Origin of the sequence: Phnomibacter sp., from assembly GCF_036803085.1 — a bacterium.
Lineage (GTDB): Bacteria > Bacteroidota > Bacteroidia > Chitinophagales > Chitinophagaceae > Phnomibacter.
Genome location: NZ_DAIRUZ010000006.1, coordinates 81,234 through 102,020 on the forward strand (window position 1 = coordinate 81,234; position 20,787 = coordinate 102,020).

Genomic DNA, 20,787 nt, shown 5'->3' on the forward strand with positions numbered 1-20,787 from the left:
AGTTTTTTTGGAATGGCTGCGGTTAACTTTGCTGCATGAACGATAAGAAGAAGCTGGTAGTATTAACCGGTGCTGGTATAAGTGCAGAAAGCGGTCTCAAAACCTTTCGCGACAGCGAAGATGGTTTGTGGAACGGTTATGATATTGAAGATGTAGCCACACCCAATGCGTGGCGCAAAAATCCACAGCTGGTACTCGACTTCTACAACTACCGCCGGGCCGAAGTGGTAAAAGCGCAACCCAATGCAGCACACTCAGGACTGGTGGCGTTGGAAGAATGGTTTGATGTAACCATCATTACCCAAAACATAGATGACCTGCACGAACGGGCGGGTAGTAGCCGTATAGTACACCTGCATGGCGAAATTTTAAAAATGCGCAGCGAAAGAGATGGTGAATTGATATACCCTATCACTGGCGATATACAACTCGGTGACAGCGCTGAAGATGGTGCGCAGCTGCGGCCACACATTGTATGGTTTGGCGAATCGGTACCCATGATTGAACTTGCTGCCGATATTACTTCCATGGCCGATGTTTTTGTCGTGATGGGTACATCACTGCAAGTATATCCTGCAGCGGGGTTGCTGCATTATACGCAGGCAGGCATACCCACTTTTGTGGTAGATAAAAAGCTGCCAGAAGTGAGTGGCCTCAGTAATTTGGTACAAATAGAAGCGCCTGCAACTGTGGGCATTGTACAATTAACCCAACAGCTGCAGGCGCTAATCTAAAGAAGGTAATTAGCCTTTCAATTCCTTTATCAAGTCTATATAAGCTTGCATGCTTTCTTCGCTGCTTTTGCCTTTAAGAGCAGCCCATGCATTGTGTTTGGCTTTGCCTACAATATCAAACATACCGGTAGGTCCTTCGGCAGGAGCATCGCCATCAACCGCTTGTTTGTAAAGGCTGTACAGTTTCAGCAATATGTCGTTAGAAGGACGGCTACTGAGTTCCTTACTATCGGCTACGGCTGCTTCAAATTGCGCTTTCAAATCCATATAATGAGTTTAAATATGCTGCGAAGGTATTTGCCGCTGCATTAGTGGCCAATCTAATTTGTCGTAATTGTCAATGGAATTTTTGCTTCTACAGTGGTGCCCAGGCCTGGCTCCGTGGCAATGTTCAAATGACCATTGGCTGCATTGAGTCGTTCTCGCATACCCAGCAATCCGTGGTGCAGCCTGGTGTCTACCTGCTGATAATTGAAGCCGACGCCATCATCAGAAATGCGCAGCTCTACCTGGTTGTCGTTTACAAGCAGCACTATGTGCACTTTATTGGCTTGTGCATAGCGTACAATGTTGGTCAGGCATTCCTGAGCTACGCGGTACACAATCAGATTGATTTCAGCAGGAAAAATGTGCGGCTCTATGTGGCAATCAAACTGTACAGTAATTTTTGTTTTATGGGTAAAGTTACTCACCAGCCATTCGAGTGAACCTTGCAACCCCAAATCTTCCAGAATATTTGGATGCAATGAGCTATGAATGCGCCGAAATGAAGACGACAGTTCGTTTACATTTTCAATCAATGCATCCAACCGTTCTTCTACTTCTGGCGGCATGTCTTCCATGTGGCGTTTCAACCATTTGGCATCAAACTTCAAAGCGGTAAGCTGCTGGCCCATTTCATCATGTATATCCCGGGCTATTTCTTTCTTTTCAATTTCGCTCAGGTCTTGCAGGTGAATGGAAAGCTCCCGTAGTTCTTGGGTAAGTTGACGCAGTTGATGCTCTGTTTCTTTTGCTTTAGTAATGTCTACCGCTGTGGCAGAAAAATGCGATGGCGAACCATCTTTATGCCGGTGCATAATGGTTACCATCCACACCACTATTTCAAATCCACGGCGAGATTTAAAGCGATATTCACCCGACCATTTTCCGTCTTTTTGCAATTGCTCAATCACAGCCATTCTCGACGCTTCATCCATGCTTTCCGGAATGAATTCGTCGATGCTGATGTGATTGCTGATATCTGTTTCGGTAAGGCCCAGCACATCTTTAGTAGCCCGGTTGGCATATTGCAAATTGAACTCTAGATCGCCAATGGCTACATAGGCTGTGGTGTTTTCAATCAGGTTTACCAGTGCCTGCTGTTCTTCTTCCAGTTTTTTCTTTTCGGTAATGTTTTCTTTTACTGCTACATAGTGGGTTATTTCACCCTGCTTATTGGTAATGGGAGAAATGGTTGCCGACTCCCAATACACTTCGCCGTATTTGGTTTTGTTTTTAAACTCACCATGCCAGTCTTTCAAATGCGAAATATCATTCCACAGTTGTTTGTATTCATCTTCTTTGGTGTAGCCCGTTTTTAAAATATTGGGGTTTTGTCCAATGGCTTCAGCTTCGGTATAGCCGGTGAGTTTGCAAAAGGCAGGATTGACATATTCAATTTTACCTTGAATATCTGTGATAACAACAGAGGCCGAGCTTTGCTCAATGGCCCTTGAAATTTTGTACAACTGTACTTCAGCCGCTTTGCGTTTTTTCTCCGAAATAATGGCTTGCAAAGCGTAGCTGATATTTTTACTTACCTGCACCAGCAGTGTTACTTCTTCATTGGCAAAAAAGTCGGGCAATGCAGAGTATAAAGTGAGTAAAGCAATCGGTTTGTTGTCAACCGTAAGGGGCAATGCAATGGAAGAGCGGAAGCCACGTTTGAGGCCTTCATCCCGCCAAATGGCCATCATGGGGTCGGTAGCAATGTCGTTGCAAAATACAGGTATGCCCTTGCGCATGGCTGTACCAGATGGACCTCTGCCTTCGGGTACATCGCCCAGAGCAATGCCTTTGATGCTGGTAAGATAATCGGTGCCTGTGCCAGCTTTAAATGCTGGTACTACTTTTCCGGTAGTTTCATCAGGCAAGCCAATCCACGCCATCATAAAGCCACCAGTTTCGATAGCAATGTCGCACAGCGAAGCATAAATCTCTTCATTGGTATTGGCCCGCAGTATCAGTTCATTTACTTCACTGATAAATGCATACAATCTTCTTGATTTCAATAATTCTTCGTGGGCTTCTCTATAAGGCGTCACGTCTCTCAGCCTTATGGTAAGCCCCCTGTCAAAAGGGAATACTTCGGCAATGTACCAGGTGCCCGACTGGCGGTATTCAAACTCAATGCTAAAGGAGGATTGTTCATCGAAGGCCTGGGTTAAAGACGCTGATAAATCGGTATTCGAAATTTTGAATAGTAATTGGGCAACGGATTGTTGTACTACCAGTACGGGGTGCAAATCAAAAATTCTGTACAGGCTGTTATTGGCATATACAACTGTAAGGTCTTCTTGGCATACAAGAAGGCCATCATCAATACTATTGACTGCTTGTTGCAGATACATCACACTACTACTGGTTTGTTTTCCGCCTGTATTTTGGGTAAATCCAGGTTTCATGTTCATGTCTAGGGGTATTTGGCTTAAGGGTAAAATGCGAAACCTCCAGCAGGCTCATTCCACTCGTAAGAATTGCTAAAGATAAAGGCCCAACGATTTACGTATTTGTAGTAGTATTTCTACATTGCTGTGGCTTCCGGGCGGACAAGTAGCCCAACTCAACCCGCTTTTGCTGGCCGCTACCCGCTATGGCCAATGCAGAAAAGCCATTCAACAATTAACGGCTTCAAACCCCTTGCCCGCCTATCTTTGCCGCCTTATAAGCATTATGAAGGAGATACGGAATTTTTGCATTATTGCCCACATCGACCATGGTAAGAGCACCCTGGCCGACCGACTGTTGCAAACCACCAATACCATCAGCGAACGCCAAATGATGGATCAGGTGCTGGACGATATGGACCTGGAGCGGGAAAAAGGCATCACCATTAAGAGCCACGCCATTCAGCTCGACTATAACTATACCGGCAGCAAGCCCGATTTGGCCGGCCAAAAATTTACCCTCAACCTCATTGATACCCCCGGCCATGTAGACTTTAGCTACGAAGTAAGCCGGGCACTGGCTGCCTGCGAAGGCGCCCTGCTGTTGGTAGATGCTGCCCAAGGCATTCAGGCCCAAACCATCAGCAACCTTTATCTGGCGCTGGAAAACGACCTCGAAATCATTCCTGTTATCAATAAGATAGACATGGATGGTGCCATGGTGGAGGAAGTTGAAGACCAAATCATCGATCTGATTGGCTGTAAGCGGGAAGACATTCTTCGTGCCAGCGGCCGTACGGGTTTGGGTGTGCCCGAAATACTGGAAGCCATTGTAGAACGCATACCCGCACCGGTTGGCGACCCCGAAGCGCCGTTGCAGGCACTCATCTTCGATAGTGTGTTCAATAGCTTCCGTGGTATCATCGTGTATTATCGTATTGTAAATGGTACACTCAAAAAAGGCGACAAAGTAAAATTTGCTGCCGTGGGTACTGAGTACGAAGCCGACGAAGTAGGCATTTTGAAAATGGGATTGGCACCTCGCCAGGTAGTCAATTGCGGCGATGTAGGCTACATCATTACCGGTATTAAAAATGCTAAAGAAGTAAAAGTGGGTGATACCATTACGCTGGCCAGCCGCCCTGCGGAAATGATCAAAGGTTTTGAAGAAGTAAAGCCCATGGTTTTTGCGGGCATCTTCCCTGTAGAAACCGATGCCTTTGAAGAACTGCGGGATTGTATGGAAAAACTGCAACTCAACGATGCTTCCCTCACTTTCGAACTCGAAACCTCACAGGCCCTCGGCTTTGGTTTCCGATGCGGTTTCCTGGGCATGCTGCACATGGAAATTATTCAGGAGCGACTGGAGCGGGAGTTTAACCAAACGGTCATTACCACCGTACCCAACGTAAGTTTTATTGCTACCACTACCAAGGGCGAAGTCATTACCATCAGCAACCCGGCCGATATGCCCGAAGTGGTGCGCATCGAAAAAATAGATGAGCCATTCATCAAAGCACAAATCATTACCAAGCCAGAGTACATTGGCAATATCATGACGCTGTGCATTGGCAAGCGGGGCATGCTCATCAATCAGGGCTATCTTACACCTACCCGTGTTGAGCTCATTTTCGAAATGCCACTCACCGAAATCGTGTTCGACTTTTACGACAAACTGAAGAGTCAGACCCGTGGATACGCTTCGTTCGATTACCATCCCATTGGCTACCGCGAAAGTGATATTGTAAAAATGGACATCCTGCTGAACGGCGATAAAGTGGATGCATTGAGTGCACTCATTCACCGCAGCCGTGCACAGGAGTTTGGCCGTAAGCTTTGCGAAAAACTGAAAGAACTCTTGCCCCGTCAGCAATTCCAGATTGCCATTCAGGCCGCCATTGGCGCCAAAATTGTGGCCCGTGAAAACATCAGCGCCATGCGGAAAGATGTAACCGCCAAATGTTATGGTGGCGATATTAGCCGGAAGCGTAAACTGCTGGAAAAGCAGAAAGAAGGTAAGAAGCGGATGCGCCAGATCGGTAACGTAGAAGTGCCACAGGAAGCCTTCCTGGCGGTGCTGAAATTGGATGATTGATTTATTTCAAGAATAGTGTTTGGCAAAAGCCTGCAATCAATTTGCAGGCTTTTGCATTGTATGCCCTTGGTAAAAATCATTTTTTGTTGGGTTGCTTTTTTCACCGTATGCCGCTACCTTGAGCAGTATTAAAAAAACAACAAATGCTATGCGGATATTTGCTGGCATATTTTGGCTGCTGTGCAGCATGAAGGCGGTGGCTCAACCTGTACTGGAGCCGGCAGGCGGTGCCGGTGTTTCCTTTACGCATGCCGATGAATTTGCTGAGGCCGACTATGCTCAAATGCGACTGCTATTGGCCAACAATAAACTGCAACTGCAAAAAGCCAACCTATGGAATGCGCCCATGCCACAGGCAACACTGTTTCAATGGCCCACCCGATTGCGCAGCAATATTTTACCCAATCAAAATGCTTCGTATGCTGGCTACTACGGCATCTCCAATTATATCGATCAAAACACGGGCTATCCCAATCTGGTGCAGGATTATAATTGCGGCAACCGCTCTTACGATTTAAGTAGTGGCTACAACCACCGTGGTACCGATATTTTTTCGTGGCCATTTCCCTGGCATAAAATGCGCTACAATGAAGTAGAAATTATTGCCGGAGCAGCAGGTACCATCATTGGCAAACTGGATGGCAACCCCGATCAGAACTGTGCTTTTTGTACCAGTGCCTGCGACTGGAATGCGGTGTATGTGCGGCATGCCGATGGTTCTGTGGCCTGGTACGGACATTTAAAAAGTGGCAGCCTGACCACCAAGCCCATTGGTGCTACCGTAACTGCCGGCGAATATCTCGGCGTAATGGGCAGTAGTGGAAACTCTACCGGTCCGCACCTGCATTTTGAAGTGTGGGAAAATGAATCGCTGACAAAATTGGTAGATCCATGGGCGGGTGCTTGTAATACGCTGAATGGTACCACCAGCTGGTGGGCCAGCCAGCAACCTTACCGCATGACTGGCATCAATGCCATTATGACCCACGGTAAAGCACCGGTAAATACGCAATGCCCTTCGGGCGAAGTGGTGAATGAAAAGAAAAGTTTTAAAGCTGGGGATACGGTTTTTCTGGGCTCCTATTATCGGGATCAACTGGCGGGCCAAACCGCAGCCCACGAAATATATATGCCCAACAATACCCGGTATTTAAACTGGTCGCAAAACCTGCAATCCACTTTCAATGCCTCCTGGTGGTATTATTATTTCATATTGCCCACCAATGCTGCAGCCGGCGAATGGCGGTACGACATTACCCACAACGGTGTTTTGTACCGTACCCGCTTTGCCGTGGGTCAGTCTATGAGCTACACGTTTAATGGCAACGGCAGCTTTTTCGATCCTGCTCAATGGTTGGGTAGCCGCATGCCTTCTATACCCGTGCCCGATGGCGTGGAAGTGCTGATACAAACAACCGGGGCCAATGTGTGTACGGTAGATATACCGGTGATTTTTTTAAAAGGCTCGAAACTTACTGTAGGCACAGGTAGCAATATCCGGTTTCAGCAAAACCTGCAATGGCAGTAACTGCTGCATGATATTGCTCATTGAATACATGAGTAAGTTGTAGTGAACTTTACAAATGCCAGCATGGCTCATTAAAACATTTGCCCATGAAAAACTATAGCCTCGATACAGAAATGATGATTGAAGTAAATGCCCGCTTTATAGCCAAAGGGCAAGATGAGCCACTCACCGGCAATATCTACAACGTTCGCTTGTTTGAAAGAGATTTTCTGGAAGATGAGTTCTTGGGTGAATCCATCCCCGATGAGCACGGCGTAGTGCATTTCCGCTTTTCGCCTGCCAAATTACACGATGGTTTTCTCGACGATAAAATGCCCGACTTTTTCTTTGTGCTGTATAAAAATGGCGAAGTACATTTTCAAAGCCAGGTGATGGAAAACGTGTACCTCGATGCTATTGAGTTGTACAAAAAAGGCACCGGTGAAATTATTTACCTCGGTACATTTTTGGTAGATGCCTGATAAAGGCATCTTTGTAAGGCATGACAGCCAAACACTACTACCTGTTTCGTTTTTTTACATCTACTACCTGGCAGCAAATAAGCCCGGCCAACCGGCGGTTATTTGCTGCCATTTTATTGTTGCATTTCATATTGTCGGGCTGGTTTATTAGCCGCACTTATTTTACCAACGATGAGTATGCATACTACGGATGGGCCGTTCGTTGGGCACAGGGTCATCAGGAGCGTATAGAACCCACCGACGATTCTAAAACTCCTATTGTAGCGCCTGCGCTATTGCCCATTGTACTCAAGCCTTGGTTGCAAAAAAACGACGATGCTCACGGTTATGCATTGCTGCAAGCCGGTCGTTGGATGATGTATGTGTACCAGCTGTTTGGTGCAGTTGTTATGCTGCTGTGCTGCTACCGCTTGTGGGGCGGCCGTAAGTGGGTTTTTCCTTTAGTGCTGTATCTCTTCGATCCGGAAGTATTCAGCTTTGGCATGTTGGTGGGTAGCGATGTGCCAAGCATGGTGTTGTTGTTTGCAACCTGCTTTGCCGCATGGCGATACTGGCAAAGCAACGAGCTGAGGCACTGGCTGTGGATGAGCATTTTTTTATCGATGGCGGTAGTGGCAAAAGCATCAATGTTGTATGCTATTCCATTGTGCATGCTGCTGTTTGTAATAGCCCCAAAGCAAGCTAATCATATCCGGATAGCCGCCTGGAAACGCTGGTTGTTGCTGCTATTTACCGTGTGGTTGTTTGTGCATGTGGCCTATTACTTTCAGCATAGTTTTTTTCCTGTTGCTGAATTGCCCCAAAAAAGCGATGCCTTCCAGCAACTGGCGGCATCTCTATCTGCTTTTAGCCAATGGCCGGTGCCGTTGCCGTACGGTTTTGTAAGCGGTTTCGATTTGCTTAAGTACAACGAGCAGCTGGGTGGTGGTAATGGATCCATCTATTCTTTTTTGGGTGTGTACTTTAATGAAACCTATTTTGCCCGTGGTCCGGTTTGGTATTACTACGGGTTTGTATTTATGTACAAGTGGCCGCTGTATGCATGGGCTATGTTGCTGCTGGCTGTAGGGTTGCTTTTTCGGAAAATGGGCAGCTGGTTGTACTGGCGCCAACGGGTGTTTTGGTGGATGCCGCTACTGGTGTACGGACTGCTGCTGAGCTTCGTCAATCCTTTTCAAATTGGCCTCCGGCATGCATTGCTGTTATTTCCTTTTTTATACCTGCTGGTAGGTTATGCAGCCAATTGGTGCTGGGCCAGGTATCAAAAAACAACACGTCTTTTGTTACTGCTCTATACACTCAGCTGGGTGTCGTATTGGCCCAATATGCTTTCTTACACCAACGAGTTGCTGTGGCCCAAACATTTGGCTTATCGTAAGCTCTTCGATTCATCCATCAGCTACGGGCATGCCAAGCCATATCTCGAACGTTTTTTGCAATTGAACCCTGAATACAAAAGGCCTTCCACCACACCGGCTACAGGTAAGTTTGCCATCGACCTCGAAACCGTGGCTGCTCCATTGAATGCGCATGGCTTGCAATGGTTGCATACCTTAAAGCCGCCCCATGCACACTACATGCACGTGGTATTGCTGTACGAAGTAACCGAAGCTGATTTGCAAAAGACCCATTCTAATGTGTTGGGTAAATAAGTCAGTGCAGCTGTGGCATTGCCATATGTGTTACATTTAAAGAAAAACAATTGATATGTGTGCCGAACATAAAAAGCCTGCCCAAAAAGTGGCTGCACATGCTCAACAGCAACCCATAGCCAAAGCCAAAAAGGCACCGGCAAAAGCCACACTGAAAGATGAACCACATGCTGCTCCTGCTGTAAAAGCAAAAGCAGCACCGAAGAAAAAGAACACTAAAACCACCATACACTTGCGATACGAAGACCAGCATTTTGTAGACAGCACAAAACCTGTGTGGAACTACAGCCGCTTTACACCCGAAGATTTACAAAATCTGCATCAGGGCACACTGTACCGCGGGTACGATTTGTTTGGAGCACATGCCATGCAAGTGCTCGATACCGATGGATACTACTTTGCCGTGTGGGCACCCAATGCATCCTCAGTAAGTGTGATGGGCGATTTCAACCACTGGAAAGCCCACAGCCACGAGTTGTTTGTACGCCTCGATCAATCGGGTATTTGGGAAGGCTTTATTCCGGGCGTAAAAAAAGGCGATGCCTATAAGTTTCACATTGTTGGCTTTCAGGGTGTACGCTTGGATAAAGGCGATCCGTATGCTTTGTTTTGGGAGAAGCGACCTAAAACAGCTTCGGTGGCATGGAGCATTCATGACTATCAATGGAAGGATAGCGAATGGATGAAAAAACGCAAAAAACACAACTCGCTGAATGCCCCGTGGAATGTGTACGAAGTGCATTTGGCCAGCTGGATGCGGCCTGTAAAAAACGATGAAGAAAGCTACAATACCTATACACAAATAGCTGAGCGTTTGGTGCCCTATGTAAAAGAAATGGGCTTCACGCATGTTGAATTGATGCCCGTGATGGAGCATCCGTACGATGGTAGCTGGGGCTATCAGGGCACCGGTTATTTTGCCCCTACCAGCCGCTTTGGTACGCCGCAGGAATTCATGGGGTTGATTGATGCTTTCCATCAGGCGGGCATTGGCGTGATTCTCGATTGGGTGCCCTCGCATTTTCCGTACGATATGCACGGCCTCTTTATGTTCGATGGTACGCATACCTACGAATACGCCGATATGCGCAAAGGCTATCACCCCGATTGGAACAGTTACATTTTCAATTACAAGCGGGCTGAAGTAAAATCATTCCTCATCAGCTCGGCTCGTTTTTGGTTCGATAAATACCATATCGATGGCTTTAGGGTAGATGCGGTGAGCAGCATGCTGCGTCTCGATTACAGCCGCAATGAAGGCCAGTGGGAACCCAACGAATTTGGCGGCAACGGTAACATTGAAGCCATTGCTTTTTTGAAGGAAATGAACGAGATGATTTACCGCGATTTTCCGGATACACAAACCATTGCCGAAGAAGCAACGGACTGGCCGGGTGTAAGCAAACCTACTTTTGCCGATGGCCTTGGCTTTGGTATGAAATGGATGATGGGCTGGATGCACGATACGTTGAAGTACTTCAAAAAGGACCCTATTTTCCGGCAGTTTCAGCAAGATCAGTTTTCGTTTAGCATGATGTACTACCACGACGAAAACTTTATGCTGCCGCTCAGCCACGATGAAGTGGTGCATGGCAAAAGCCCCATGCTCTACAAAATGCCCGGCGATGAATGGCAGAAGTTTGCCAACCTTCGTTTGCTGTACACGTACATGTTTACGCACCCCGGCGGCAAGCTGTTGTTTATGGGCAATGAATTTGGCAGCACCCAAGAGTGGAACCACAAAACAGAACTGCCTTGGGAACTGCTGCAATACGACTGCCACCGCCTGCTGAAAGATTGTGTGCGGGATGTGCTGCACCTCGTAAAAAGAGAACCCGCTTTTTACGAAATACAATTTGATTCCGATTGCTTTGAGTGGGTGGAAATCAATCGCAGGGCAGAGTGTGTGATGGCGTTCCGCCGCAGGGCTAAAAAAGAAAAAGATGATGTGATCGTGGTGTTCAACATGACACCGGTTGTTCGTCACGACTTTCCGATTTATGCAACCGGCAAAAAGCTGTGGAAGGAAATCTTCAACTCCGATAGCAAAGCGTACTGGGGCACAGGCGATGTATTCAACCCCGACATACCCTGCACATTGGTAGACAAAGAAAGCAAGCGGTATGAGCTGAAATTACACCTACCGGCACTGGGTGCTATTGTGTTGAAATAATTTTTGTAGTCACCATGGCTCGTGTCACACGAGGCGTGACGCAAAATAAAAAAGCGAACAGCATACAAATGCTGTTCGCTTTTTTATGGCTCCTTTATTTAATGGTTAATCACTTCAACTTCATCTGTGCAAAATAGGGGTGGTCGGGGTTTACAATCAACTCTTGGCGCAGCGGGTGTATCAGTACATCCATATCTTCTAAAGGAATGGCGCCCAAAAGCACTTCGCTGTCTCCGGGCAGCACCATAGCATTTACTGAAGTTCTTCTGTTTTTGAATTTCACTTCTAAAGGTGCTACTACATCACATTCCACAATTTCACCATTCGCTAATTGTGCTTTGCGTTTTTCCACTACGTGCAGCTGCAATTGCTCCTGAATGTTTTCATTAATGCAAAGCATGTAGCTGCCAGTGTCTACCAAAGCAGTGACCTTCATGCGTTTCACTTCCTCCTCGCCAATGATATACCGACGTTGTAAAGCAAGATCGTCGCCATTAATCAGTTCTATTTCTGCATATACCAAACCCATAGCGTACTATTTGTATGAAGTTAGTATTTTTTGTTTACCAGCCAACGTCTCCTGTAAGCAACGTTGCGGTGATGTATCTACAACTGCTTTACCCATTCCCTGTTTTCGCTACCGGTTTCTTTTTTGTGGGTGCAGCGGGTTTTGCAGGCGTTGTTTTTTTGGGTGTTGGGGGCGCAGCTTTCGCTTTTTCTTTTTCCTCGGCTGTCTTCAGGTTTTTTTCTGTTTGCTTATCGAGGGCTTCATCGTCAAAGCTGCCATCGTCTTTTAAAATGAGCATGGGCTTGGGTTCGTTGCCATCGCCTCGGGCTTCCATAAATAGTTTGTCGATGTACTGCCAGCCGCCTTTGTCCCACTTCAAGGCTTCATAATCGCCACCTGGTACCAGCGTGTATTTTTTCTCCGGCTCGTTCGATTCACTCACCAGATTATCAATCACAATCAGGCTGTCTACTTCATCATAATTGATGCGGGCACGGCCTTCTTTTTTGTATTCCAATACATAACGCTTACTGCCGCGGGGAAAAATTGAATCGTTGTTGAAGAAGAAAAAATCACCACCAAATTGTGGCTGCCCGTCTTCATCAAATCGAAGGATGTCAATCCACTTGCGGGTGGTGCGGTCGTTGTTTTCATCGTAGCCCAACAGCGTGTATACTTTTTGTTGGTTCACTTCGTGTTGCAGCAGTTTGTAGTACACAGCACCAATCCAGTTTTGATTGTTGCGAATGCTGTCTTGCGGTTGTTCGCTGTAGTCCGATACATCAAACAATGGCGTAAACTTAATGCTACCATCGGGTGTGTTGTATTGAATCACACCACGCTGCCGGTAGTTGTCATCGTTCATGGGTATGTGCCAGGTGATGATGCGAAAGCTGCTGTCTTCCGGATACAACACCGGCGCCATTTGCATGGAGTCGAAGCCAAAATAAAAAGAGTAGGGAACCCGCATGGCACGTACCAGCAAGCGGGTAAACATGCTGTCGGCACGAAGGCGTTCGGTAGCAAACGTATCATCCAACATACGGTCGCCATAGGATTGCAGCGAATCATCGATGCGTTGCAACATCTTAAAGTTGGACGACGTAATTCGTTGCGCTGCGCCTTCATTAGGAACGGCCAGCCACATCAGTATCAGCAAAAAGAAAATACGCATGGTTGCAAGGTATCTAACAAGCATAACAACGCTGCGGGGCTGTGGATATTTTAACAGCTTAGCCAATTGGCTGGCGTTGCCACACCTGGGCAAGATGCGACAGACTAGGCGATTCCATATCGGCGAGGGCAGGAGGTAATTGCAAGTCGGGTTGAGTGCTGCGCAAAAACACAGCATGCATGCCGGCATTGCGGGCAAAATACAAGTCGCTGGTATTGTTGCCCACCATAATAGAGCGGCTGAAAACTATCTCCGGAAAATCGGCTTTGGCCTGAGAAGCCATGCCCGGATTGGGCTTGCGGTTCGGGCTGTTGTCGTCGGTATCGGGGCAATAGTAAATGGCATCGATTCGGCCCCCGGCTGCAACAATGGTCGCCGTCATGCGTTGGTGAATCTCATCGAGATTCTCTTGCAGCGTGACGCCTTTGCCCACACCTTTTTGATTGGTGACAATAATGATGCGGCTGAAGATGTTGCTGAATGCAGCGATGGCTTCCACAGCATCGGGGTAAAACTGAAACTCATCCCAATGATGGATATAATCTTTCACTTTTTCAATGTTGATGACGCCGTCGCGGTCGAGAAAAAGTGTCCAGCTTTTATCGGGTTGTAGCATAGGAAAAGAATGGGCGAAGTCGGTTTGTGCTTTGGCGTAGTCTTCGGGTATGCCAATGTCGATGAAGTAGCCGGTTGTTGCCACGCCATACAATTGTGCTTGTGCCAGCAAGTGTGGCATGATGATTTTTTCCCAAGAGCAGGAAGCGGGAAATGCTGATACATCAAACAATTGTCTGTTTAGCCAATAGGCACCTGCATTGATAAGCCCGCTGCTATGGGCTTGTTTTTCATGAAACTGAACGATGCGGTGTTGCGCATCTACTTGTACCAATCCGTAGCGGTCGGCATGCTGCATGTGGCTGAGCAGCACGGTTGTCACGGCTTTGTATTGCTGATGTTTTTCTAAAGCATCTGTGAATGAGCAATGCAAATAGGTGTCAGCGTTCAGTATCAGTACATCGTCGCTTTTGCAGAGCGATAAGGCTTGCAACACAGCGCCGCCAGTACCGAGTGGAGTAGTCTCAATTGAAAAGTCGATACGGATGTGGGGATGATATTGTTGCCAGGCAGCAACTGCTTCTTCTACTTCGCTAGCACCAACACCCAAAGCCAGTACAAAGTGCTGAAAGCCTTGTGCCAACAGCCTTTGCAGCAGGTGGTACAAAAAAGGTTGCCCATCTACCGGCGCTAAACATTTGGGTGTGCTCCCCGTTACCGATTGCAAACGGGTGCCGGCACCGCCTGCCAGAAAGATGACGCTATGTGAAGAATCGGGCATGTATTTATGCAGGAAAAATCTGTGCTTCTACCAGCTGACAAATGGTATGGCCAATGAGCATATGGCACTCTTGTATGCGTGGCGTATCGTTCGATGGTACATCAAACAGATAGTCGCTAAGGGGGCGCAATGCACCACCTTTTTCGCCGGTCATACCTACGGTGGTGATGCCTTTGGCACGGGCCGCTTCAAAAGCTTTTACCACATTGCCACTGTTACCACTGGTACTCAGGCCCACCAGTACATCGCCGGGCTGCATAATGCCTTCCACCAATCGGCTGTAAATGCTGTTGTAATCATAATCATTTGCAGCAGCAGTGATATATGATGTGTTTACATGCAAGGCTTCTGCAGGCAGGGCTGGCCGGTTGCGGTTGTAAAAGGCACCGGTAAATTCTGCTGCCAAATGTTGTGCATCGGCGGCGCTGCCACCATTGCCACAGAAGTAGAGGCGATGGCTATTGCGAAATGCTTCGGTAATGAGTACACTCACTGTTTCGGTGAGTTGCAACAATCGTTCGCTGGCCAGCAGCTGTTGCTTGGCGTCAATCGACGATTGAAATATTTGTTGAATGGTTGATTGCATGTGTTCTTGCTTAAATGGTCCAGGATTGTACACCGTGCATGCAAAAATGAAACGGATATACCTGGCCGCCAAAGCTATTCAAAGTTTCTGTCACCCGGTGGCGGCTATTGTTGGGGCAGTAAAAGAAAACAAAACCACCACCACCGGCACCACTGATTTTACCTCCTGTAGCACCCGCATTTTTAGCTGCGGCATACAAGGCCTCAATATGTGGATTGCTGATGCCGTTGGCCATTTGTTTTTTGTAGGCAAAACCAATATCAAACAAATCGCCCATGTCTTGCAAGCGGCCTTTCAGCAAGGCTTCTTTCATGTGCAAAGCTTGTTGTTTTAAATGATGCATAGCTTGTATGCTGGGCTGTGCATCATTCCGCACATTGGCTTGCTGTTCTTCAATAATGCGGCCACTCTGGCGGGCATGGCCGGTGTAGTACAACACCAGGTTGTGCTCCAGCTCTTGCAGTACTTCGTGGCGAATGCGCAGCGGGTTTACAATCACTTGTTCGCCGGGACCAAACTCCATGAAATTGATGCCACCAAAACTGGCTGCATATTGGTCTTGATGACCGCCGGCAAATTGCAAATCGTTGCGTTCAATATCGTATGCCAATCGGGCAATGTCGTACTCACCCAGGGGCAGCTGTAGCATTTCTGTAAAAGCACTAATGATGGCTACCACCAATGTGCTGGATGTACCAAGGCCGGAGCCAATGGGTGCATCTACAGAAGTAATGAGAGAGAAGCCCGTTAATGGTACACCATACTGTGCATGTATGCGATTGAACACAGCTGCATGTAACGGCAATGCATGTTGTGTCGGCAATTGCGGTTGCCATGCAAAACGAAATTCCTGCTTGCTATCGAGGTCGTGCAATACAATAGCATTTTCCTGCAGCGGTTCTATACTGGCATGTGCAAATAAATCGATGCTGGCATTGAGCACGGCGCCACCAAAGCGGCTGGCATACGGATCAACATCCGTGCCGCCACCGGCAAAACCTAACCGCAAAGGAGCTTTCGATCGGAAGTGCATGTTGGGAGTTTACGAGTTGATAAGTTTACGAGTCTACGAGTTCACAAGTTTCAATGAATCAGTGTTTCAAATCAGACATGACATCTGACATCAAACTTCCAAAATCTGTTCCACTAGTTTTTCCCAGTTGAGTTGTTGTTTTTCTTGCAGCAGGCCAGGCATGTAATGCGCTTTGCCTTTGTGCAAATAAGTTTGAATGCCTGCAGCAATGCTGTTGGCATTGGGTTCGCATACCACCCCGGCAATATCATCGGGTACCATTTCGGGCAGGCCACCTACATTGGTTACCAGCATGGGTACTTCAAAATGATAGGCGACAGGAGTAACGCCACTTTGTGTGGCATGACGGTAAGGTTGCATAATACAATCTGCCGCACAGGCAAAATATTTTACTTCATCGTTGGCTACAAAGCGGGTATGTAAGAGCAGTTTGTCTTTTACAGCAGGGTGTTGCAAAAGTGCTTCGTATTTCGATGGGTCGTCGTAGTACTCGCCGGCAATGAGCAGCTTCACGTTGGTGCCCTGCAACTGTTGCATGGCTTCGAGCAAGAGGTCGAGTCCTTTGTACTGGCGTATCAATCCAAAAAACAGCAATACGTGATCGTTATCTTGTATGTCGAGATGCTTGTGTTGGCGCAACCAGGCCCTTGCTTCGTTGCTGGATACACGTTCACCAAAATTGTCGTACAACGGATGCGGCACCAGTTGGGCGGGCTTGTTGCTAAACAGCCGCAGGTCTTGCAGCACTTGCTGGCTCATCACCAAAAAGCGATCAACGGGCTGCACAAAATATTTGGTAAACCAATTGTCTCCTGGGCGGCTTTCGTGGGGTAGAATGTTGTCGGCGATGCACACAATACGGGTGTGTTTATTGCCCTTGATGCGGCGCAAAATAGTGCCGAGGCAAGGCCCCATAAACGGAATCCAATACCGCACTATCACTACATCGGGTTTGGCTTTTTTGATGCGGTTGCCTACCTGCCACCAGTTGAGTGGATTCACAGAATTGATGGCGGTTACAATGTGCAACCCTTCGGGTGCCGGTGCATCGGTAAACTGTGAGGTACCGGGAAATAAAAACGAAGGATACTGCAGGCTGAACGACCAGATACTGCATGTATGTCCTGCATCGTTCAGTGCTTTACACAACCGTTCGTTAAAGGTGGTAATGCCACCCGGCCGCAATGGATGCGCCGGTCCTATGATGATGATATTTTTAGGATTGCCTTGGTACACGGATTTTTATTGCACTAAAATTTTATGGAACGCTGATTTCGCGGATGAAACGGATAAGACGGATTTACTGTTGCGTAATAAAGTCGTATAAATAAAGAGTTTGCTGTACATCGTTCACTTGTTGATATTGGCAAAAACTTTTCTTTTGAATTCTGCCTTCTCTCCAAAGTTCAGTAAAAGACCTACTTCAATGTTGGTTGCTTTCAGGTAATTCAGTAATTGAGCTTCATGCTCCAGTTTCAGGTAACCGGTTGATTTCAATTCAATAATCACTTTATTGTTTACGAGTAGATCGGCGTAATAGGTGCCTACTAATTCTTGTTCATAAAAGACATCAATCTTCTCTTGCGCCTTCACATTAAGTCCGGCCTTTACCAATTCAATACACAAAGCATTTTCATATACTTTTTCCGAAAAGCCGTAACCGAAATAGTTGTAGACATGGAAAAAGCAACGGATGATTTCTTGTGTTATTTCCTCATGAATCAACATAGTTTTCGATACTGATTGTTCAATGAAATCATCATTATAAAACGGAGTCAATCCGAAAAATCCGTTTTATCCGCTTCCGTGCCTTTTGCTTATTTTCATCACAATCCGTGTTCTATCAAAGGCCGAGTTTATCCTCAATACCATATACGTTTCGCTCTGGTGAGTTGCGGGAAACGAGCTCGGATACAAAGCCGGCGAGGAACAATTGAACGCCTACTATGGCCAGTACCAACGCAATGTAAAATGCAGGCTTGCTGGTGAGGTAGTATGTAGGATCAATGAGTTTATTGATGATGAGAAATGCACTGATGCCAAAGCCCAGCAGAAAAACGAGTGTGCCCCACAAACCAAAAAAGTGCATGGGTCGCTTGCCAAACTTGCCTACAAAAGTGATAGAAGCCAGATCGAGAAAACCATTGACAAAACGCTCCCAACCAAACTTGGTGCTGCCGTATTTGCGGGCACGGTGTTCCACTACTTTTTCACCAATCTTGCGGAAGCCATGCCACTTAGCGATGACAGGAATATAGCGGTGCATTTCACCATACACTTCAATGCTCTTTACTACTTTTTTGCGGTAGGCTTTCAGGCCGCAGTTAAAGTCGTGCAGATAAATGCCACTCACCTTGCGGGTTGCCGCATTAAAGAGTTTGGAAGGTAAATTTTTAGTGAGTTTATTGTCGTAGCGCTTTTTCTTCCAGCCACTTACCAGGTCGTATTGTTCTTCCCGAATCATACGCACCAAATCAGGGATTTCATCCGGACTGTCCTGCAAGTCGGCATCCATGGTAATTACTACGCTGCCTTGTGCTGCTTTAAAACCTTCGTTCAAGGCAGCACTCTTGCCATAGTTACGCTGAAAACGAATGCCTTTCACCTGCATGTATTGCTGCCGCAATGTTTCAATCACTTCCCAACTGTTGTCGGTGCTACCATCGTCTACAAAAATGATTTCGTAGGCATAGCCTTCCCGCTGGCACACATCGTGTAGCCAGTGCGTTAGTTCGGGCAATGATTCTGCTTCATTCAGCAGCGGTATTACAAGCGATAGATCCATGAGCAACGAATGCGCAAATTATTGGAAAGGAGTTGGGGTTGGGTTCTTTTTGGCCACAGCTGCACCAATCAAAGAACCGATAGCACCCACAATGAGGTACATAATTACAGAAACAATAGCACCCATTGGGGCTGCCATTTTTTTACCAATGCTCAGGGCTTTGTCTACTTCACTTTCGCCCATGCCTTGCTCCAGCATAGCAGTGCGTTGCATTTCCATGGCTCGGTCCAGCGATTCAGGAAACAAAACGGTTAAAGAAAAAGCTACCCACAAGCCCATGATGCCGGCTACCAACGCAGAAGCTTTAAACCCATGACCGAATGCTTTGCCAAAGGTTACGTTGCCATCCATTTGCTGCGCAAAATTGATATTGGCCCAAATAATGCCTCCCAGTAAAATGACGATAGGAACAATACCTAAAGCTTTGTTGGTTTCCAGTTTGAAAATGGTAACAACAACGGCAAATACAATCAGTATGAGGCTGATGATAAGGCCTTTCATTACGGGGGTGGTTACTTTGTTTTCCATGGTGGGTGTTTTTTTAGATGCTGGAATATTGATGGTGAATGATGCCCTTGATATGGCCTTGCAATGTTCGGCCAATAAAGGCATTGTTTTTACCAAGAGAATGAAGAGCGGCTTTTTCGGGTGTCCATGATTGTTGCGGGGCTACCACTGTGAGCATGGCTTCAGCACCCGGTTCTATCACCGGCAAAGGCAAACCGAAAATGCGGGCAGGTGCCAATGCAAACAACTCTGCAATTTGTGCAGCGTTGAGAGCAGGCAGTGCTGTTTGCACCGCAGCGTAGCAGGTTTCCAAACCGCTCATGCCGTACTTGGCATATTCAAATTCGCATACTTTGCTGTCGTATTCATGCGGCAGGTGGTGGCTGGCTATGCAGTCAACCGTGCCATCCATAATGGCTTCTCGTACAGCATCCACATCCTGGCGGGTACGCAGTGGCGGATTTACTTTCAGGTTGCTGTCGTACTCCTGCAGGTCTTCGTCGCAAAAGCTGATGTGGTAAGGCGTAACTGAGCAAGTAAGTTGCAGGCCTTCTGCTTTTGCCCTGCGAATAAGGTCGAGGCTGGCAGCAGTGCTCACACCGGTTACATGCAGTTTGCTGCCTGTGTAGCGCAGCAGTTCTATATCGCGGTTCAGCAGCAGCGTTTCGGCCAGTGCGGGTTTACCGGGCAGGCCCATTTGTGTGCTCACCACGCCTTCATGCATTTGCCCGCTTTTGCTGAGGGCAATTTCATCGGGCACCTGGGTTACCACGCCGTCAAACGCTTTTACATACAGCAAAGCCTTGGTGAGCACCTGGCTGTTTTGAATGGGGTTAATGCCATCGCTGAAAGCCACGGCACCACTCTGGCGCATGTCGTACATTTCGGCCAGGTCTTTGCCTTCGCAGTTTTTGCTAATGGCACCGTAGGGCAAAATGCTTACCGGCAGGTGCTTGCTTTTTTGTACTATGTATTCTACCTGCGGTTTGTTGTGCACCGCGGGTTGTGTATTGGGTACTACCAGCACCCGGCAGTAGCCACCTGCAGCAGCAGCGGCGGCGCCGGTTTCCAGCGTTTCTTTGTATTCCAGTCCGGGGTCGCAAAAATGGCTGAACACATCGGTAAAGCCGGGCAGTAACACCTGGCCTTGGGCATCAACCACTCGGGTATCGGCCGAAGGTTGAATGTCAGCTCCAATAGCGGCAATGCTGCCGTTGATAATAAGCACCTGAGTTGTTTGCCCGTTGTAAGCAGATCTTGGGTCGGCAATGGTCACCTGTTGTAATAGCAATGCCATTTTGATAATGATTGCGGCGAAGATAAGGATAGTAGAAAGTCGGGAGTCGGAAAGTCCGTAGTCGATAGTCGGTAGTCCGTAGTCGGTAGATTGGAGGAAGTCGGGAAGACGGCAGTATGTAATCCGGTGAAAAATGCCAATATCAAGGGTTCAACTCTACTTCTCCTCTCCTTTGGAGAGGCCGGGAGAGGTTAAACTAGTATAGATGCCCGAGTGCCTGAGGCCGGGAAGTCCGGAGTCGGTACAAAGTGGGAGTAAGTGTCATGCTGA

The 20,787-nt window shown here is 47.3% G+C and carries 18 protein-coding genes; 6 read left to right on the forward strand and 12 right to left on the reverse strand.

What is annotated here, in order from left to right:
• Positions 1-35 precede the first annotated feature (35 nt).
• Positions 36-734 carry an SIR2 family NAD-dependent protein deacylase gene (locus tag V7Q13_RS12705; protein WP_333801050.1) on the forward strand — a complete coding sequence of 233 codons (699 nt, stop codon included), beginning with the start codon at positions 36-38 and terminating at the stop codon, positions 732-734.
• A 9-nt stretch (positions 735-743) separates the two neighbouring features.
• Here the strand turns inward: V7Q13_RS12705 and V7Q13_RS12710 are convergent, their stop codons facing one another.
• Both V7Q13_RS12710 and V7Q13_RS12715 read right to left on the reverse strand, forming a co-directional pair.
• Positions 744-1,001: an acyl-CoA-binding protein gene (locus V7Q13_RS12710; protein WP_157479489.1), complete on the reverse strand. Its 258-nt coding sequence runs from the start codon at positions 999-1,001 to the stop codon at positions 744-746.
• Between the two features lie 53 nt (positions 1,002-1,054).
• Positions 1,055-3,406, reverse strand: coding sequence for a PAS domain S-box protein (locus tag V7Q13_RS12715; protein ID WP_333801051.1), 2,352 nt, complete (start codon positions 3,404-3,406; stop codon positions 1,055-1,057).
• A 118-nt stretch (positions 3,407-3,524) separates the two neighbouring features.
• On the opposite strand from V7Q13_RS12715, the gene lepA reads away from it, so the two are divergent.
• The 5 genes from lepA to glgB all read left to right on the forward strand — a co-directional run bounded on the left by lepA (position 3,525) and on the right by glgB (position 11,291).
• A complete protein-coding gene (gene lepA / locus V7Q13_RS12720; RefSeq protein WP_442958260.1) occupies positions 3,525-5,477 on the forward strand; it encodes a translation elongation factor 4 in 1,953 nt (650 codons plus the stop codon).
• Positions 5,478-5,625: 148 nt separating this feature from the next.
• Positions 5,626-7,005: a M23 family metallopeptidase gene (locus V7Q13_RS12725; RefSeq protein ID WP_333801052.1), complete on the forward strand. Its 1,380-nt coding sequence runs from the start codon at positions 5,626-5,628 to the stop codon at positions 7,003-7,005.
• Between the two features lie 86 nt (positions 7,006-7,091).
• On the forward strand, positions 7,092-7,466 hold the full coding sequence (locus tag V7Q13_RS12730; RefSeq protein ID WP_333801053.1) for a hypothetical protein: 375 nt from the start codon (positions 7,092-7,094) through the stop codon (positions 7,464-7,466).
• 20 nt (positions 7,467-7,486) lie between these two features.
• Complete coding sequence (locus tag V7Q13_RS12735; RefSeq protein ID WP_333801054.1) at positions 7,487-9,118, forward strand: ArnT family glycosyltransferase; 1,632 nt, start codon at positions 7,487-7,489, stop codon at positions 9,116-9,118.
• 55 nt (positions 9,119-9,173) lie between these two features.
• Entirely contained in the window at positions 9,174-11,291 is a 2,118-nt protein-coding gene (gene glgB, locus V7Q13_RS12740; protein WP_333801055.1) for a 1,4-alpha-glucan branching protein GlgB, read from the forward strand.
• Between the two features lie 109 nt (positions 11,292-11,400).
• Here glgB and V7Q13_RS12745 read toward each other — a convergent pair whose 3' ends face one another.
• From V7Q13_RS12745 to V7Q13_RS12790, 10 genes are all read right to left on the reverse strand, one after another.
• Complete coding sequence (locus V7Q13_RS12745; protein WP_333801056.1) at positions 11,401-11,820, reverse strand: clan AA aspartic protease; 420 nt, start codon at positions 11,818-11,820, stop codon at positions 11,401-11,403.
• An 88-nt stretch (positions 11,821-11,908) separates the two neighbouring features.
• Complete coding sequence (locus V7Q13_RS12750; RefSeq protein WP_333801057.1) at positions 11,909-12,973, reverse strand: hypothetical protein; 1,065 nt, start codon at positions 12,971-12,973, stop codon at positions 11,909-11,911.
• A gap of 58 nt (positions 12,974-13,031) precedes the next feature.
• Complete coding sequence (locus tag V7Q13_RS12755; protein WP_333801058.1) at positions 13,032-14,309, reverse strand: HAD-IIIA family hydrolase; 1,278 nt, start codon at positions 14,307-14,309, stop codon at positions 13,032-13,034.
• 4 nt (positions 14,310-14,313) lie between these two features.
• Positions 14,314-14,895 (reverse strand): D-sedoheptulose-7-phosphate isomerase, encoded by a 582-nt coding sequence (locus V7Q13_RS12760; RefSeq protein WP_333801059.1) that lies wholly within the window; start codon positions 14,893-14,895, stop codon positions 14,314-14,316.
• Positions 14,896-14,905: 10 nt separating this feature from the next.
• Positions 14,906-15,928, reverse strand: a complete 1,023-nt coding sequence (locus V7Q13_RS12765; RefSeq protein WP_333801060.1) for a GHMP family kinase ATP-binding protein — start codon at positions 15,926-15,928, stop codon at positions 14,906-14,908.
• A gap of 90 nt (positions 15,929-16,018) precedes the next feature.
• Positions 16,019-17,164, reverse strand: a complete 1,146-nt coding sequence (locus V7Q13_RS12770) for a glycosyltransferase (RefSeq protein ID WP_333801061.1) — start codon at positions 17,162-17,164, stop codon at positions 16,019-16,021.
• 114 nt (positions 17,165-17,278) lie between these two features.
• Positions 17,279-17,656 carry a GxxExxY protein gene (locus tag V7Q13_RS12775; RefSeq protein WP_333801062.1) on the reverse strand — a complete coding sequence of 126 codons (378 nt, stop codon included), beginning with the start codon at positions 17,654-17,656 and terminating at the stop codon, positions 17,279-17,281.
• A gap of 115 nt (positions 17,657-17,771) precedes the next feature.
• Positions 17,772-18,713 (reverse strand): glycosyltransferase family 2 protein, encoded by a 942-nt coding sequence (locus V7Q13_RS12780; RefSeq protein ID WP_333801063.1) that lies wholly within the window; start codon positions 18,711-18,713, stop codon positions 17,772-17,774.
• 18 nt (positions 18,714-18,731) lie between these two features.
• Complete coding sequence (locus V7Q13_RS12785; RefSeq protein WP_333801064.1) at positions 18,732-19,241, reverse strand: DUF4199 domain-containing protein; 510 nt, start codon at positions 19,239-19,241, stop codon at positions 18,732-18,734.
• 13 nt (positions 19,242-19,254) lie between these two features.
• On the reverse strand, positions 19,255-20,517 hold the full coding sequence (locus V7Q13_RS12790; protein WP_333801065.1) for a dihydroorotase: 1,263 nt from the start codon (positions 20,515-20,517) through the stop codon (positions 19,255-19,257).
• Positions 20,518-20,787 lie beyond the last annotated feature (270 nt).